Annotated in this window: 15 protein-coding genes, 1 tRNA gene and 2 pseudogenes; 10 read left to right on the top strand and 8 right to left on the bottom strand. The window is 38.2% G+C overall.

What is annotated here, in order from left to right; all coding sequences use genetic code 11:
* The first annotated feature begins 2 nt into the window (after window positions 1–2).
* Both LZ575_RS22375 and LZ575_RS07230 read left to right on the top strand, forming a co-directional pair.
* Window positions 3–221, top strand: coding sequence for an SDR family NAD(P)-dependent oxidoreductase (locus LZ575_RS22375; RefSeq protein WP_311196094.1), 219 nt, complete (start codon window positions 3–5; stop codon window positions 219–221).
* A gap of 270 nt (window positions 222–491) precedes the next feature.
* Window positions 492–1439 (top strand): NADP-dependent oxidoreductase, encoded by a 948-nt coding sequence (locus LZ575_RS07230; RefSeq protein ID WP_235330073.1) that lies wholly within the window; start codon window positions 492–494, stop codon window positions 1437–1439.
* Window positions 1440–1787: 348 nt separating this feature from the next.
* On the opposite strand, the gene LZ575_RS07225 is transcribed toward LZ575_RS07230, so the two are convergent.
* Entirely contained in the window at window positions 1788–2795 is a 1008-nt protein-coding gene (locus LZ575_RS07225; RefSeq protein ID WP_235324700.1) for an IS110 family transposase, read from the bottom strand.
* 213 nt (window positions 2796–3008) lie between these two features.
* Here LZ575_RS07225 and LZ575_RS07220 point away from each other — a divergent pair, with 213 nt between their 5' ends.
* The 5 genes from LZ575_RS07220 (at window position 3009) to LZ575_RS07200 (ending at window position 7099) form a co-directional block, all read left to right on the top strand.
* Window positions 3009–3353: a hypothetical protein gene (locus LZ575_RS07220; protein WP_235330072.1), complete on the top strand. Its 345-nt coding sequence runs from the start codon at window positions 3009–3011 to the stop codon at window positions 3351–3353.
* Between the two features lie 26 nt (window positions 3354–3379).
* Window positions 3380–3517: a hypothetical protein gene (locus LZ575_RS07215; protein WP_235330071.1), complete on the top strand. Its 138-nt coding sequence runs from the start codon at window positions 3380–3382 to the stop codon at window positions 3515–3517.
* Between the two features lie 598 nt (window positions 3518–4115).
* Entirely contained in the window at window positions 4116–5243 is a 1128-nt protein-coding gene (locus tag LZ575_RS07210) for an acyltransferase family protein (protein ID WP_235330070.1), read from the top strand.
* Between the two features lie 118 nt (window positions 5244–5361).
* Window positions 5362–5688, top strand: coding sequence for a hypothetical protein (locus tag LZ575_RS07205; protein WP_235330069.1), 327 nt, complete (start codon window positions 5362–5364; stop codon window positions 5686–5688).
* A 271-nt stretch (window positions 5689–5959) separates the two neighbouring features.
* A complete protein-coding gene (locus LZ575_RS07200; protein WP_235330068.1) occupies window positions 5960–7099 on the top strand; it encodes a sensor histidine kinase KdpD in 1140 nt (379 codons plus the stop codon).
* 197 nt (window positions 7100–7296) lie between these two features.
* On the opposite strand, the gene LZ575_RS07195 is transcribed toward LZ575_RS07200, so the two are convergent.
* A tRNA-Ser gene (locus tag LZ575_RS07195) sits at window positions 7297–7381 on the bottom strand.
* A gap of 353 nt (window positions 7382–7734) precedes the next feature.
* Between LZ575_RS07195 and LZ575_RS07190 the strand changes: the two genes are divergently transcribed.
* A complete protein-coding gene (locus LZ575_RS07190) occupies window positions 7735–8709 on the top strand; it encodes a potassium channel family protein (protein WP_235330067.1) in 975 nt (324 codons plus the stop codon).
* A 14-nt stretch (window positions 8710–8723) separates the two neighbouring features.
* Here LZ575_RS07190 and LZ575_RS07185 read toward each other — a convergent pair whose 3' ends face one another.
* The 6 genes and pseudogenes from LZ575_RS07185 to wrbA form a co-directional block, all read right to left on the bottom strand.
* A complete protein-coding gene (locus LZ575_RS07185; RefSeq protein ID WP_235330066.1) occupies window positions 8724–9290 on the bottom strand; it encodes a pentapeptide repeat-containing protein in 567 nt (188 codons plus the stop codon).
* 11 nt (window positions 9291–9301) lie between these two features.
* A pseudogene (locus tag LZ575_RS07180) lies at window positions 9302–9684 on the bottom strand (DUF3037 domain-containing protein).
* A pseudogene (locus tag LZ575_RS07175) lies at window positions 9662–10452 on the bottom strand (HipA family kinase). The pseudogenes LZ575_RS07180 and LZ575_RS07175 overlap by 23 nt, the downstream one beginning before the upstream one ends.
* A 123-nt stretch (window positions 10453–10575) precedes the next feature.
* Complete coding sequence (locus LZ575_RS07170) at window positions 10576–11022, bottom strand: hypothetical protein (protein WP_235330065.1); 447 nt, start codon at window positions 11020–11022, stop codon at window positions 10576–10578.
* A 35-nt stretch (window positions 11023–11057) separates the two neighbouring features.
* Window positions 11058–12140 (bottom strand): Gfo/Idh/MocA family protein, encoded by a 1083-nt coding sequence (locus tag LZ575_RS07165; RefSeq protein ID WP_235330064.1) that lies wholly within the window; start codon window positions 12138–12140, stop codon window positions 11058–11060.
* A gap of 220 nt (window positions 12141–12360) precedes the next feature.
* On the bottom strand, window positions 12361–12978 hold the full coding sequence (wrbA, locus tag LZ575_RS07160; protein ID WP_235330063.1) for an NAD(P)H:quinone oxidoreductase: 618 nt from the start codon (window positions 12976–12978) through the stop codon (window positions 12361–12363).
* Window positions 12979–13252: 274 nt separating this feature from the next.
* Between wrbA and der the strand changes: the two genes are divergently transcribed.
* Together der and LZ575_RS07150 are read left to right on the top strand one after the other, a co-directional pair.
* Entirely contained in the window at window positions 13253–14557 is a 1305-nt protein-coding gene (gene der / locus LZ575_RS07155; protein WP_235330062.1) for a ribosome biogenesis GTPase Der, read from the top strand.
* A gap of 90 nt (window positions 14558–14647) precedes the next feature.
* Window positions 14648–15157, top strand: coding sequence for a carboxypeptidase-like regulatory domain-containing protein (locus LZ575_RS07150; protein ID WP_235330061.1), 510 nt, complete (start codon window positions 14648–14650; stop codon window positions 15155–15157).
* Window positions 15158–15162 lie beyond the last annotated feature (5 nt).

Here is a 15162-nt window from a genome sequence, read left to right as displayed (position 1 = left end):
TTATCCTGCTAACCAAAAAATCTCTTCCTCTTTTAAAGAAAAGCAAGGAAGGAGCTATCATGAATATTTCCTCCGGCTATGGCTATATCGCAATGCCCTTCTACAGTGTATATGCGGCCACAAAAGCAGCAGTTCGGCAATTTTCAGACGCGATGGAGAAGGGAACTTCATCAATATCCTTTACATGTGATGACAGTGTATCCTTCAGCTACAGATACTAACATGATGGAAACTGCCGAAGTGGAAGGGATGGATAGCCCCGAAGAGGTTGCAAATCTGACTATTTATGGGTTACTTTCCGAAGAAATAAACGTAATCGTGGGAGGAGAAGAACGGGAAAAACAAATTGAAATGAATTTCAACGAGCCCAGAACAATGGACAAAATAGCTATAGATAATTATGAAAATCTGGAAAAAAGAACAAAGAATCACCGTTCTATGTAATATTCTATGGAGCGAAAATAAAAATATAAATTTTAAAAAATAATATTATGAAAAAGATGCAGGCAGCAAACTACAACGAATTTGGAGGACCGGAAGTTGTCAAAATTTCCGAAATAGAAATTCCGGAGTTAAAAGAAGGGGAAGTACTTGTAAAAATTAAAGCGGCAGGGGTAAATCCTGTAGATGCTGTAATAAGAGAAGGTCATTATAAAGATATGATGCCTCACAATTTTCCTGTTGTGCCGGGATGGGACATGGCGGGAGTCGTAGAAGAAAGGGGACATGCCGCAAGACGATTTGATGTAGGGGAAGAGGTTTACGCCTATGCAAGGAGACCAGAAGTAAAGTGGGGCACCTTTGCGGAATATATTGTCATTCCTGAAAGTTATTTAGCAGCAAGACCAAAAAATATTTCCTGGGAAGAAGCCGCAGGGATACCACTGGCAGGTCTTACCGCTTACCAGTCTGTATACGTGGCAGGAAATATTAAGGAAGGGCAAAAACTTTTAATCCTTGGTGCATCTGGTGGAGTAGGAAGCTTCGCCATCCAGCTTGCAAAGCTTAGAGGAGCAGAAATTATTGGTGTTGCCAGTGAAGAAAACCATGAATATATGAGATCTCTTGGCGCAAAACATACTATTGACTACAGGAAGAAGGATATTGGAACAGCTGCAAAAGAAATAGCTCCAGATGGTGTGGATCTTATATTTGATTGTGCCAGCGGTGAAAGTCTTAAGCAAAGTATTAAAGCTTTAAAATCTTCAGGAAAAATAGTATCCCTCCTCAACCAGGGAGATGACATTGATAAAAACATTGATTTTCAATTCGTATTCGTGGAACCCAATTCCAGGCAGCTGGATCATTACCGGGAACTGGTGGAAGATGGAAAAGTAACAGTAGAAGTAAATAAGTTTTATTCGCTTAAAGAAGCTCCCGAGGCCCTTAAACAAATTCAGACTTCGCACACAACAGGTAAAATAGTTATTGCTCCATAAATTTAATTTCGGGATTACTTAGTTAAGACGAAATGATTTTATATGAGAATAAATAAAAACCTCCCGGAAAATTTCATAATATAAAGCAGGCTTAGCAGGATTTTCAGGCATCAGGATCAACAATTATAATAACATATCTATGAAGAAGAACAGGGACAGACCCAAAGTTTTATTTTTTGATGTAAATGAGACTCTTTTGGATTTGCGACCTCTACAAAAAAGGTACTGCGATAAAAAACAATCTTTTTTTTGTTTTTTTACATGGAGTACGTGGCATTGTTGAAATGGAACAACTCTTAAAAAGGAGTTGTTTCCAATCCAACAAGCACAACACCATAATCATTATTTCTAATCTGAAAATAAATAATCTGGATTATACTCTGATCCATTTTTCCAAATCGTATAGATAAGCACTAGTAGTTTTCTTGCCACTGCAGTCACTGCAATCTTTTTTATGGATTTCTTCTCTGACAAGCGATTATAGAATATTTTCAGGTTTGGATTATGTTGTAGGGAAGATAATGCGGGCATATAGAGTGCAGATCTTATAAAACTGTTCCCCTTTTTACTTATGGTCGTCTTTCCAGCGTAAAGACCTGACTGCCGATGCTGTATGTCAAATCCACAGTAGCTTACCAATTGTTTGGAATTGCGTACGAGCGCAAAAGCATTCGTCTCGCCCAAAATACAAGCGATGGTCATGAACCCTACTCCTGGTATGGTCTCCATCTTTCTGATCCGTTCGTCCAGAATGCTATCTTTTCTAACAACTAGCTTGATCTCAGATTCCACCTGTGAAATCTGCTTTTCCAGTAATTGGATTTGTTGTTTAAGTCTCTTACCAACTGTGGGGGGACATTTATGAGAATTGTCCTTTGCATGCAGTTGATTTTTGGTCATAGTAAGTTTGGCCTTAAGGCTACGGTAATCCCTTGTTAGGATCTTTAAAGTTCTCATTTGAAGGGAGGGAATTTCCCAATGATCCAATTTCCTTTCCAGGCCCATCCTGCACAAAAGCTTAGCATCCACACTATCGGTCTTTGTCTTTATGTTATGGCTCTTGGCAAAGTAGTTTACTTTGTTGGGAAGTACTACCGATAAGTAAAAATCCCTCTCTTGAAGCCAATAAGCCAAATTTTCATAATAGACACCAGTGGCTTCCATCACAAAAAAAATTTCTGCAGGATCTTTTTTCTTCTTCAACCATTCCAGTAGTTTTTTAAAACCTTTAAGGTCATTTGTAAACTTCTGCACCTTAGAAAATTGTAATTCACCGAATTCGGAATACAAACCATAGGAGCATTCAAGGGAATCTTTTGATACATCAATTCCCACACAAAATTGTACTGTATTCATAATACTAGGATTTAATGAGGCAGGAAGCTTCTTATGATCTATTCTCGTCTTTACGCGGGATGCATAAAAGCTCCCTAAGTACTGCCCAGATTCTGAGAAACGAATGGGAACAGGGTATGTGTCTTTTTTACGGTATATCTCACGGACTACCTGGTAACAGCTATATCTCCTATTCCCACTGCCTTTTTCTCCAAAGAAACTAAAAGAACCTTAATGAATTACAAACGTACGAGTGTAACAGCAGCTTTAGGAGGGAAAGAGGACCTGGGGAAATTATGGTTTACTACAATGCTGCATTACTCCCTGGTAATGACCACGGCGAGCCGCTATGAAAATTTCGGTGAAATTGGTGCTGCTACTTTAAGGATGCTTGCTGCCAATAATAATATTAATTTAAGTGAAATGGAGGCAAAAAATGCCATCTCACCAATAAGATCCTTACCACCGCATCCGGAGGTAAAACAGGCTCTCCAGGATCTTTGTGACGAAAATTTTAAACTGGTCTCTTTTACTAACGGATCTAATGAGGCGGTTATAACACAATTAGAAAATGCTTAAGCCTCACCGATCTCTTTGAGGAAATTTTGAGCATTGAAGATATCGGAAAGTACAAACCTCACCAGGATACCTATAACTGGGCTTCCAGAAAATTGGGGATTAAACCGGAAGAGAGTATGCTCATCGCAGCCCATGGTTGGGATATTGCAGGAGCTTTATGGTAACTGGCGTGCAGCTTTTATAAGTCGGCCAGGAAAGCAATTATTTCCCCTGGCTCCTGAGCCGGAGATCATAGCACCGGACCTCGTAAAAGTGGCTCAAAAAATTATGGCTACTTATAGTTGTTCTTAATTGGGAAAGCTAAATTTTTTTAGACCAGATGGCATGATCCAGACTCTTCTCTGCTCAGGATTTGCAAATACCCATCCTGATCTGCTAGTTCATTATCAGGAAAAATTACTTCCTGATCATCCAAACACATCTATTTAATTATTTATCCCCTTAACCCTGAATTTCAGAGATTTCTTCTGAAATAAATTCTGAAAAGGTACCAATTTCTGCTCCTTATCTGAAACTATAGGTGTGAGAATACCTGTATCCGCCTAAGTTTTGTGTAGCCCTTATGAATTTAACAGATTCTTCCTTCCTTTGATATCTAAACCTCACCTAACTTTTGCTTTTTCATGAGAAGGTATATGTAGTTTACCAATTATATTTTCAGCTTATTGATCATCTTTAATATTTGGGAAAAACGAAAATAAAAAGTCTTGGAACATTTGCTTTTTATTTTGTTCTTTTGTTAAAATCTGTTAAAACCTATTTATGGCTCGTATTAAAGAAAGGTATTTATCTCTTGACATTTTAAGAGGTTTAACAATAGCTTTAATGATAATTGTGAATACCCCGGGAAGCTGGGGAAGCATTTACGCACCATTTAGACATGCTGCCTGGCATGGTTTTACTATAACCGATCTCGTTTTTCCAAGTTTTCTATTTGTAATTGGTAATGCCATGAGTTTTAGCCTTAGGAAGTATGAAGCTAAAGGAGAAGCTTCTTTTTTAAGAAAACTCTTTACCCGGGCCTTAATAATTTTTCTTATAGGCTTATTTCTAAACGGCTTTCCGTTTATTTATCACGAGGCTCAGGAAGGCTGGCAGCTTATTAATTTTGCAGATATTAGAATTATGGGGGTACTGCAACGTATTGCCCTTTGTTACTTAATAGCAGGCCTTTTAATAAGATATTTAGCTGTTAAACCATTAGTATTAGTGGGAGCACTGCTTTTAGGCGCCTATTGGGGGCTGATGTATTATTTTGGTGATACGGGTGATCCTTATAGTTTAGAAGGTAATGCTGCATTAAAGTTTGATTTGTTGTTGCTCGATCCTAAAAATCTTTATCAGGGTTATGGGATCCCTTTTGATCCTGAAGGATTCTTAAGCACTCTTCCTGCAATAGTAAATGTTATAGGAGGATACGTGGCGGGAATATTTATTCAGAAGTCGGGAAATAACTTTAAGACAGTGTGGAAGCTGGCGCTGGCGGGAATCCTTTTACTGGGTGTAGCTCTTATGTGGGATTTTGTTTTTCCTATAAATAAACCCATTTGGACCAGTTCCTATGTTCTTTACACAATTGGGTGGGACATCATAGGTTTGGGAGCCTTAATCTTTATTACCGAAATAATTAATTTTAAAAAGGGAGCTTATTTCTTTGAGGTTTTTGGCAGAAACCCTCTCTTTATCTATATTTTATCTGGAATCATTATTGAAATCATAGGACTTATCCAAATAGGCGGGGAAAGTCTAAAAAGTATCATTTACGAGAATCTTTTTCTTAGCTGGTTATCGGCATTAAACGCTTCTCTTCTTTTTGCGATTTGTTATACTTTAGTACTTTGGTTAATTGCCTTGTGGATGGACAGGCGTTCTATCTATATTAAAGTGTGAGATTGCATTTTGCAGAAGATCCTATTACCTCCTCTCCTGGGGAGGGAGTCGATCGCTGCCGTAATAGTCTCAACCTGGTTGTGAGTAATTATCTGAATTGATTCCTTACCTTCCTGGGATGGAAGAAGAAGAATTAAAGAAGATCGTAAAAAAAGTAAAGGAGATTTCTGATTCTCACTTTTCAGATTATGCAGGATTTCATTCGGAGGTGCAGGGGAAGGACCAGTTCCATCATTGCTTTATCGTGAATGATCAAAAAAATCATTCTTCCAATTTTTCGGTTAAGCTGGACAATGTAGAGGATGCCCATAAAATTGTAAATGCTCTTACCGGAAAAAATGAGAAAGAGGTCATGAAAGATTTAGAAAATAACGGATCTTATTTTAATTCAGGGATCCTGTATCTGCATTATCTCAAACTCCTTAAAGAATGCGATCAACCTTAAATCAGTTAGACGCTGGATTTAAATAATTTTTTTCTGCTGCGTCTTTAGCCGCGGCAAAAAAAACTTTCCTTCCACGGAATATCGTGCTGCAGGCCAATCCCACTCTGGTATTGCCTCAGCTTCCGGTGAAATTTTATCCACGATAAAAAATTTAATATAAAGCAGAATATCCTGCCAAAATCATTAAAGCCAGTTACTACAGCTGCTAAAAGAGGATGTGGTAAACAAAAATTTCCTTTTTAATATATTTGAATTCTGAACCGGAATTAATATGAAAAGAGCTGCGGAAGTTATTGAGCACCAAAAAGGAGAGATCATGAGGCGTTGGAAAAATGACGTCAAAGGAAATGTAAAAGGAGCCGAATTTTCCAATGATATGGTTCTACTGGATCACCTGCCCGATCTTTTGAACAGCTTTATTAAAGCTCTCAACCTGCCTAAAACTTCCCCACAGATGCTGGCGAACGATAATAGTGAACTCTTCAGGTTAAGTATGGAACACGGCAGGCATAGATCGGCCTCTTATGGGTATACCATTGACCAGGTAATTCATGAGTTTATTATTTTTCAAAGAGTTATTACAGATGTATTAATTTCAGAAGAGGCCTTCACCCAGGAAGTGAATCAGGTTATTAAATATGGTATAGAGACCTCGATGATGTATTCAGCTGCAGCATTTAATAAATCTATAAATGAGATGCGGCAGAAGTTGATACGCATTTTGGCTCATGATCTTCGAAATCCTGTTTCCTCTGCCATGTTGGGAATTGAATTGATGGAAAGCGGAGGGGAAACAGAACGTTTTGAGAAGATAAAAGGACTCGCATCAAACAGTCTTAAAAGAGCACTGGACCTACTGGAAGATCTACTGGAATCAATGTCTATTGAAGCAGGTGAGGGGATGACGGTAAATTTTTCTGAACTGGATTTAATGGATTACTTACACTCCGTGCATTTTGAAGCTTCAGAAATTTACACTAATGAAATTCAACTGGAGACAAAAGGAGTGGAATCAATAAAGGGAATTTTTGACGGGGCTATGATAAGGCGTGTGCTGGAAAATTTTATCTCTAATGCTGTTAAATATGGAGATAATGACACTCCCGTAAAAATAATAGTAGAGGATTCAGATGAAATAGTTACCATTAAAGTTCACAATTTAGGAGATCCCATTCCGGAAGAGAAGAAGGAAGAAATTTTTCAGTATTTAAAAACCAGCGGTAATAGAGATGGCGGTAAAAGACTTAAAAGCTGGGGAATAGGGCTGGCATTGGTTAAGGCGGTGATTGAAGCTCACGATGGAAAATTAAGTTTGGACAGCAACAGGGAGAACGGTACCACCTTCGGGGTGGAATTGCCAAAAAATAAAAACCGCCCCGGACAAATAAGAGCCCAGGTTAATTTTTCATAAGCTTGAATTCATGTTTGAAAAAGTTTTTGAAGGAATTTCCATTTAAACGGTGTCCACTGAATTTCAAATCTTCGTGGACACCGAATTGTACACAGAATAGAATGATATTAATTGATATTATTTGATATCAAGGAAAATGAAAAAGCCCGAAACATCAGTAGTTTCGGGCTTTTTGTGTTAAAATGGTATGGAACCAGCGGAGAAAGAGGGATTCGAACCCCCGGAGGTGTTACCCTCAACAGTTTTCAAGACTGCCGCAATCGACCACTCTGCCATTTCTCCCGAGCGTATCATCAGGTTTCCCTGATTGCGGGTGCAAATATAAAAAGCTTTTTTCTTTCAAACAGGATTTTTCAGGCTTTTTTTAAAATTTTAATTTTGAAAAGCTGTTTGCAAATTTAACCCCTTCAGGCAATGGGTTTTATAAGGTTACTTATTTCTGAAAGGAAAATAAGAATAAAGTTAAGATTTCGTTAGCAGCTCCTGCTAAACTTTTTCATTTAATTAAATTAGGCTTATACCATTTTCGAAAAAATATAAATTTGGATTTCTTCAGTGGAAATTAAAAGCTTTTCTTAATGCAAATCTTACTTTTTCCCTGGGAATAATATTATTCCTGGGTGTTGCTCTTGATATTGTTCAAACTACACTCTCCCTGCGGGGGAGGGTGGTTTACCACCCGGTATTATTACGCACTCTGGACGGTTCTTTTAAAATTATCTGGTAGGGATGGTAAATCTCCCTTACTTTCTAAAACTAGTTACCTACTTCTTATATCCACGGCTCTAATATGGGTTATAATGCTTTGGGGAAGTTTCGTACTTATCCTTTCTTCAACACCCGATTCAATTGTGAATAGCAGTACCAAATTACCAGCAGATTTGTATGAAAAAATATACTATTCAGGATTTACGATCTCCACCCTGGGAGTAGGTGATTTTACAGCCACTTCTGATCTTTGGAGGTTTTTTACAATCCTTTTTTCATTTTCAGGTTTGATACTTTTAACTATGTCTGTAACTTATCTTCTGCTAGCTGTCTCTGCTGCATTGGATCAGCGTAAACTGGGAGTGAATATCAGTAGTTATGGAAGTAATCCACAGGACATCATAATTAATAGCTGGAACGGAAAGAACTTTGGTAAGCTCTTTGCTCAGGCCCCCACAATGTCTGACACTCTTATTATGCACAGCCAGCACCATAGGGCGTATCCTGTTATTCAATATTTTCATAACCCCGATATGTCAAATACAATTATTCTCCAAATGACGAGATTGTATGAAGCTATTTATATTATGAAAAACTTCCTGAAGAAAGATATGAAACCTTCAGATTTTGAAGTTTCTACCCTCTCGGTAGCATTTGATAATTATTTAAAGGTGATTAGGACCATTACCAAAACTGATATTATTGATGACGTAGAACCCGGAATAGAATTGGACAGGTTAATAGAAAAAGGCTTTGTTTCACCGGAAACCGAAGTTTCAAACTTAAAAGATAAATTTAAGAGTGATAGGAAAGTATTTTTTACCCTGTTATACAGGAATGGCTGGAGGTGGAAAGATGTGTACCAGACTAACAGCGCGAACAGTGACAGCTTTAATTCTTAATTCAATTAAGGATCTTAGTCAGTAATTATAATATTCCAGGATTCCAGTAAGTAAGCAATATTTCTTGAGGAAAATTTAGCTCCCGAAATTCTGTTTTTCGTAGGATCGATAGAGAAATATGAGGCTGAACGAAAATCACATTTTTCCAGATTTGTATCCTGAAAGGTAGAACCTGCCATATTACAGTCTTTAAATGCTGAAAAACTAAGATCTGCTGCCGAAAAATCTACCTGTTCAATTTTGCAGCCATAGAAGCGCGTAGTTTTGATCTTAAGCTTGTAAAATGAAGAAAAATTCAGAATGCAATCGGTAAAGCTGAAAGAGAGCAGGAAAGGATTACATTCATCAAATCGCAGCCCCAACAGTTTACAATTCTTAAAATTCACATCCCGAAAAGTTGTACCTGCCATTGAGGCATTGCTTAGATCGCAGTTAATAAACTCACAATCACTAAAAGTTATTCCTCGCAAATTTCCAGTGGAAAAACCGCAGTTTATAAATGTACAGGAGTCGTATTCGGCAGTGGGAAAGCTTTGGGAGAAGTTTTCATTCTTGTACTCCTGGTTCTCAATGTAATTCACAATAAAAATAATTAAAGTACCAATTCACTAAAAAGACGGTTGAGCGTATGATCAAGTTCTTCACAAAAACCCGGGTGTGGCCTGGAAGTTTGAATAACTGAACTGCGTACGGCTGTAAGCCATCGAAACCGGGAAGGAACATCCAGCTGTGCAATTGGACCACCATCATTAGTGCCAAGGCATATTTTCTTAAAAGATTCCAGGTTTTTCTCCATCTGGTTAAGGTCAAAATCTTCAGCAAGGCATCTTAATCTGGCTTCATCCAGTTTATAGAGCACTTGCAGATATTTTCTCTTTTGCAAAAGATAATAATTCCCACATTCAGAAATTCTTCCCGTTCTACCCTTGGTAAAACCCGAATTACTGCATATTCATATAAGTGCTTTCCTTGCATTCTCTGCTTCTTTTATAAATATTTCTGAATGTTCCAGCCTGCTGGATAAAAACCGGATGTAAACTTCTTTAATTTCTTCAGGACTTTCGTCACTTCCTTCCCATTCTAACCAGTTATCGGGAATAAGGTTGACTATTTCCCTCACTTTTTCTGGAGGAAGTAGTTTTTTAAATTCCGCATCTTTTTCCTGAAGAAGGCTGGCTTGTGGTAACAGCACGTGGTCTTTTATAAGCGCAAAAGGGCTTTTGGCATGTTTTTCCATATTTGTCCAGGAGTAATGGAAATAAAATGCAGCTCCATGGTCTATTAACCAAAGCTCCTTATTCCAAATGAGCATATTTGTATTTCTGAAGGTTCTGTCAACATTGGTAATCAAAGCATCCAGCCATACGATCTTTGTTGCCAGTACGGGATCTACGAGGGTCACAACAGGATCAAAATTGATAGCGCCAGAGAGGAAATGAAGCGCGAGGTTGAGACCCTGGCTTCCCTGCAGCAGGTCCTGGATTTCTTCATCCCCTTCGGTACGGCCGAAAGCTTCATCAAGATTGGCAAAGACCAGCTCCGGAACTTTTAAGCCCAAAGCTCTTGCTATTTCACCTCCCAGAAATTCAGAAATTAAAGCCTTTACCCCATGGTAGCTCCTCTGAATTTTAAAACGTATTTAAAGTCGTCATCAGCTTCGGCAAGTGCAGGTAAAGAGCCTCCTTCCCGGAGCGGAGTAATATAGCGGGTAACTGTAACTGTGCGAACTTCTAACTGGCTCATCAATATTTTCTGAATGAGCACAAATTTAAACAATTAATAGTTGCAGGATTGAATACCCTGGCATTTTCAAAAAAGAGAAAGAAATATAGGTTCTATTTCTTCTGAAGAATTTAAAACAAAAATCTATTTTACCCGTTCGTAAGTTTTTGTGGGATAATCACAGGCATTTGCCGTTCCTCTAATTTTCATAGGAGAATCTATGATAAGATGTTCAGTATCATCTGAAGAACAACTTTCTATTAGATCGTTAGTTAAATCGTAATTCAACTTAAAATAATTTTCGTCGCTCATACTCACTCTGGAGTACTCTCCTTCAAGTTGCAAAGTTTCTCCATTTTCGGTTCTGCTTTTGGTAAAAGTGAGATCTTCCCTAAATATATATTTTTCCCGATAAGGCAGATCCTCTCCGGTAACCTGGGAATCCACCATCATTGTGCTGAACTCGGTTAATACAAATTCCATAGGATATTGATCTATAGAAAAATCTACTGGTTCAAGTTTTTCTTCTTTCCCGGAGGAGCAGGAAGAGAAACCAATTAGTATAGCTATAATATAGAAATAGGTTTTCATTTTTATAAATTTTTATGAATTTACAAATTTCCTGATTACAGTAGTATTCTTTTACCACCTTTTGCTGCGGACTCGTAAATCTTTTCTACAATGATTACATCTTTTAATCCCTCTTCCCCCGGAACCATTACAGGCTTATTCAATTTAATTGCCAGAGCGTCATCATCCATTTGAACTGCCTGTTGATTTTTGCCAAAAGGCTCTAAGATCGTTCCATCACTGGCCTTTCCTTTTACTCCGGAATAAGATTGGAACGGACGGAGATAATAACCGCCATTCTTGCATGTCACTTCCAGGTTATTAAGATTTTCTCCAAAACTGGTACGGCAGTTCGCAATAATGTCATTTGGAAATTCCAGTTGAAAAATAGTAGTCTCATCTACTTCATTAAACATCTGTGGACGTTTTGTAGTGTGAGTTGCAGTAACAGCCAGAGGTTCCAGGCCTGTGGAATATCTTGCGCCATTTAGGGAATAAACGCCCATATCATACATTGCTCCTCCACCCATTTCTTTTTCCAGCCTCCAGGGAGTTATGGAAGTTCCATAAAAACCAGCATCCGCATCAACTTCTGTAATCTGTCCAAAGGGTTTTGTTTCTGCCCATTTCATTATTGTTTGTGTATTGGGTTCATGTTGCATACGGTACCCAATGGACAATTTTACTTTGTTCTTATTACAGGCGTCAATTATATCTCCGCATTCTTCAGCAGTTTTTGCCATAGGTTTTTCGCACCAAACATGTTTCCCGGCGTTAGCAGCCTTAATGGCGTATTCGGCGTGTAAGCTGTTGGGAAGGACGATATATATTACGTCAATATCGTCATTATCGGCAATAGTGTGCATATTTTCATAGTTGTACACATTCTTGTCTTTAATACCATAATTTTTCTGCCAAAGAGGAATTTTTTCAGGGCTTCCGGTTACAATTCCTCTTAACTCACAATGTTCAGTTTTTTGCAAAGCAGGAGCGAGAAGATTGGTACTGTAGTACCCAAGGCCAACAAGAGCCACTCCAAGTTTCTTCTGTTGTTTTCCCGCCAGGAAATTCCAGGAGGGGAGGGCAGTGGCCGCTAAAAAAAGTCCGCTTCTTTTTATAAAGATTCTTCTGTTATTCATGGGAGATTTAGTTCTAAGTTATTGGTTATAAGTTATTAGTTATGTTTTAAAAGTAATTTAAATTGGTTTAACTCCTTCAGTTATCTACAGAAGGTTTTTAATTACTAACACCCGTACCTGGGTTATACTGAATTTCTTCAGAATCTAACATAGAAAAGATCTTCAATAATCTAAAACTAAAATTTTCTCTTTCTAACTTCCTTGTCCGGACGCGGGAAACTTATCCCTGGGACATTCCTTTTTTGACCCATCCGGCTATGGTTAAGGTTCGTTTTACCTGGTGATTTACTGCTTTTCGTGTATTATCCTTAAGGCCTTCTCCATTTGCCGTTACACTCACTCCATAAGGGTTTCCTCCGGCTTCAAAGAGAACAGGATCGGTATAAGATGGAGCAGCAACTATTGCTCCCCAGTGGTGCATGGTTTTGTACAGAGACAGGATAGTCGTTTCCTGTCCTCCATGAGGATTTTGTGCACTTGTCATAGCACTTACTACCTTATTTGCCAATTTTCCCTGGAACCATAGTCCCCCTGTGGTATCGAAAAAAGAACTCACCTGTGACGGGAGATTTCCGTAACGAGTGGGAGCACTAAAAATTATTGCATCTGCCCATTCCAGATCATTAAGACTTACCTTTTGAACATCTTTAGTTGCTTCTACATGCGCCTGCCAGTCTTTATTTTGGGCTATAGCTTCTTTCGGGGCGGTCTCTTCAATTTTTAAAAATTTTACTTCAGCCGCACCAGCATCTTTGGCAGCTTTTTCTGCCCACCTCGCCAGTTGATAATTTGTTCCTGTAGCACTGTAATAAATTATTGCAAGTTTTACGTCTTTCATGGTTCTCTCTTTTTTTATGATTCTGAATTTTAAGTCTTTATCAAGATAAAATTTAAACCTGCAAATTCTTTTAATTTTATTATAAAGTTTTAGTTGCTAAACCACCTAACTATTATTAAGTAGAGTAGCCTGGGAACAGAATTTGGAAAAGCCTTCCCCTAATAAAATCTTGTTGTTGAAATTTCTACTGCTTCCTGAATTTTGAAAATTTGTTGGAGAGGTTTATATTCAGTTTAAAAGAACTAATTTCGCAAATTAATTAAAGTATGTCAATATGGGCAATATAGTAGCCATTGTAGGAAGACCAAACGTTGGAAAATCTACCTTTTTTAACCGACTTATCCAGCGCCGGGAGGCCATTGTTGATGCCGTGAGTGGTGTAACAAGAGACAGGCATTACGGAAAGTCTGACTGGAATGGAAAGACTTTTTCTATTATTGACACAGGAGGTTACGTTAAAGGCAGTGATGATGTCTTTGAAACTGAAATAGACAAACAGGTAGAACTGGCTATTGACGAAGCTGATGCGATCATTTTTATGGTGGACGTTGAAAGTGGCATAACTGGAATGGATGAGGATGTTGCTAAACTTTTGAGGAAGGTTGAAAAACCTGTATTCCTCGCCGTAAATAAGGTGGATAATTCCAAAAGGCTGGAGAATGCAGTCGAATTTTACAACTTAGGGCTGGGGGATTATTTTCCAATTGCGAGCACTAATGGTAGTGGAACAGGAGAATTACTGGATGCCCTTGTTGAAGCCCTGCCCGAACAGGAGGATGATGATGAGACTGAGCTGCCGCGATTTGCTGTTGTGGGAAGGCCTAATGCAGGAAAATCCTCTTTTATAAATTCACTTATTGGAGAAGACCGATATATTGTGACTGATATTGCAGGCACCACCCGTGACTCAATTGATACCAGGTACAACAGGTTTGGGTTTGAATTTAATCTTGTAGATACTGCCGGGATCAGGAGAAAATCCAAGGTTAAGGAAGATCTTGAATTTTACTCGGTTATGCGATCTGTAAGAGCTATTGAGAACTGTGATGTGTGTTTAATAGTACTGGATGCCACCCGGGGATTCGATGGCCAGGTCCAGAATATTTTCTGGCTGGCGCAGCGCAATCGCAAAGGAATAGTCATTCTTGTTAATAAGTGGGATCTTTTAGAAAAAGAAACCAATACCTTAAAGGAGTACGAACAAAACATAAGGAAAGAGATCGAACCTTTTACCGATGTACCTATTGTGTTCATTTCGGTACTGGAAAAGCAAAGGATATATAAAGCAATTGAGACTGCAGTAGAGGTATATCATAACCGAAGCAAAAAAGTCAAAACGAGCGAATTAAATGATAAAATGCTTCCCATTATTGAACACTATCCACCGCCTGCCTTAAAAGGAAAATATGTAAAGATCAAATATTGTATGCAGTTGCCTACTCCGCAACCGCAATTTGCTTTTTTCTGCAACCTGCCTCAATATGTAAAAGATCCTTACAAACGCTTTTTGGAAAACAAATTAAGAGAGGAATTTAACTTTACAGGAGTGCCAATCTCAGTTTATTTTAGAAAAAAATAAATACTCATTAAACTTTGTAACAAAAAAGTGGTCTTAACAACTAATGTTTGAGACCACTTTTTTTTTAATCCGTACAATCGCTCTCCCTTAATGAAAAATTTATTTTTTGCTCTCCTTTGCTTAACTGGTTTTCAGTTAAGCGCCCAAACCTTTGAATTTTCCGGAAAAATTACAGATTCTGAAACAAAGCAACCTCTGGAAGCCGCAACCGTCTACATAGAAGATCCTGCAGATAGTACTGTTGTTAGCTACACGATTTCAGAAAAAGATGGAAATTTCTTGTTGACGGGAAATTCTTCAGCTCAAAAACTTAACCTTCTTGTTTCTTTTACAGGTTATCAGGTACATAAACAAAATATTTCACTGGCAGATGGTCTTGTAAAAACAGTTGGAACTATAGAAATGAAAATTGCAGATAATGCTTTGGATGAGGTACAGCTGGTAGGGGCAAGAGCACCTATCGTTATTAAAAAAGATACTCTCGAGTTCAATGCTTCCTCTTTTGCTACAAGGCCGGATGCTAATCTTGAGGAGCTAATGAAAAAACTCCCCGGGGTAGAAGTAGACTCTCAGGGAAATATCACCGTTAACGGTAAGTAAGTATC

The organism is Antarcticibacterium sp. 1MA-6-2 (assembly GCF_021535135.1).
GTDB lineage: Bacteria > Bacteroidota > Bacteroidia > Flavobacteriales > Flavobacteriaceae > Gillisia.
The sequence above is the reverse complement of the archived record's forward strand: the minus strand, read 5'-3'. Positions and strand labels throughout refer to the sequence as shown.

Coding starts and splice junctions, on each gene's coding strand:
- LZ575_RS07230 (WP_235330073.1), top strand. CDS start 492: ATGAAAAAGATGCAGGCAGCAAACTACAACGAATTTGGAGGACCGGAA.
- LZ575_RS07225 (WP_235324700.1), bottom strand. CDS start 2,795: ATGAATACAGTACAATTTTGTGTGGGAATTGATGTATCAAAAGATTCC.
- LZ575_RS07220 (WP_235330072.1), top strand. CDS start 3,009: ATGAATTACAAACGTACGAGTGTAACAGCAGCTTTAGGAGGGAAAGAG.
- LZ575_RS07210 (WP_235330070.1), top strand. CDS start 4,116: ATGGCTCGTATTAAAGAAAGGTATTTATCTCTTGACATTTTAAGAGGT.
- LZ575_RS07205 (WP_235330069.1), top strand. CDS start 5,362: ATGGAAGAAGAAGAATTAAAGAAGATCGTAAAAAAAGTAAAGGAGATT.
- LZ575_RS07200 (WP_235330068.1), top strand. CDS start 5,960: ATGAAAAGAGCTGCGGAAGTTATTGAGCACCAAAAAGGAGAGATCATG.
- LZ575_RS07170 (WP_235330065.1), bottom strand. CDS start 11,022: ATGAAAACCTATTTCTATATTATAGCTATACTAATTGGTTTCTCTTCC.
- LZ575_RS07165 (WP_235330064.1), bottom strand. CDS start 12,140: ATGAATAACAGAAGAATCTTTATAAAAAGAAGCGGACTTTTTTTAGCG.
- wrbA (WP_235330063.1), bottom strand. CDS start 12,978: ATGAAAGACGTAAAACTTGCAATAATTTATTACAGTGCTACAGGAACA.
- der (WP_235330062.1), top strand. CDS start 13,253: ATGGGCAATATAGTAGCCATTGTAGGAAGACCAAACGTTGGAAAATCT.
- LZ575_RS07150 (WP_235330061.1), top strand. CDS start 14,648: ATGAAAAATTTATTTTTTGCTCTCCTTTGCTTAACTGGTTTTCAGTTA.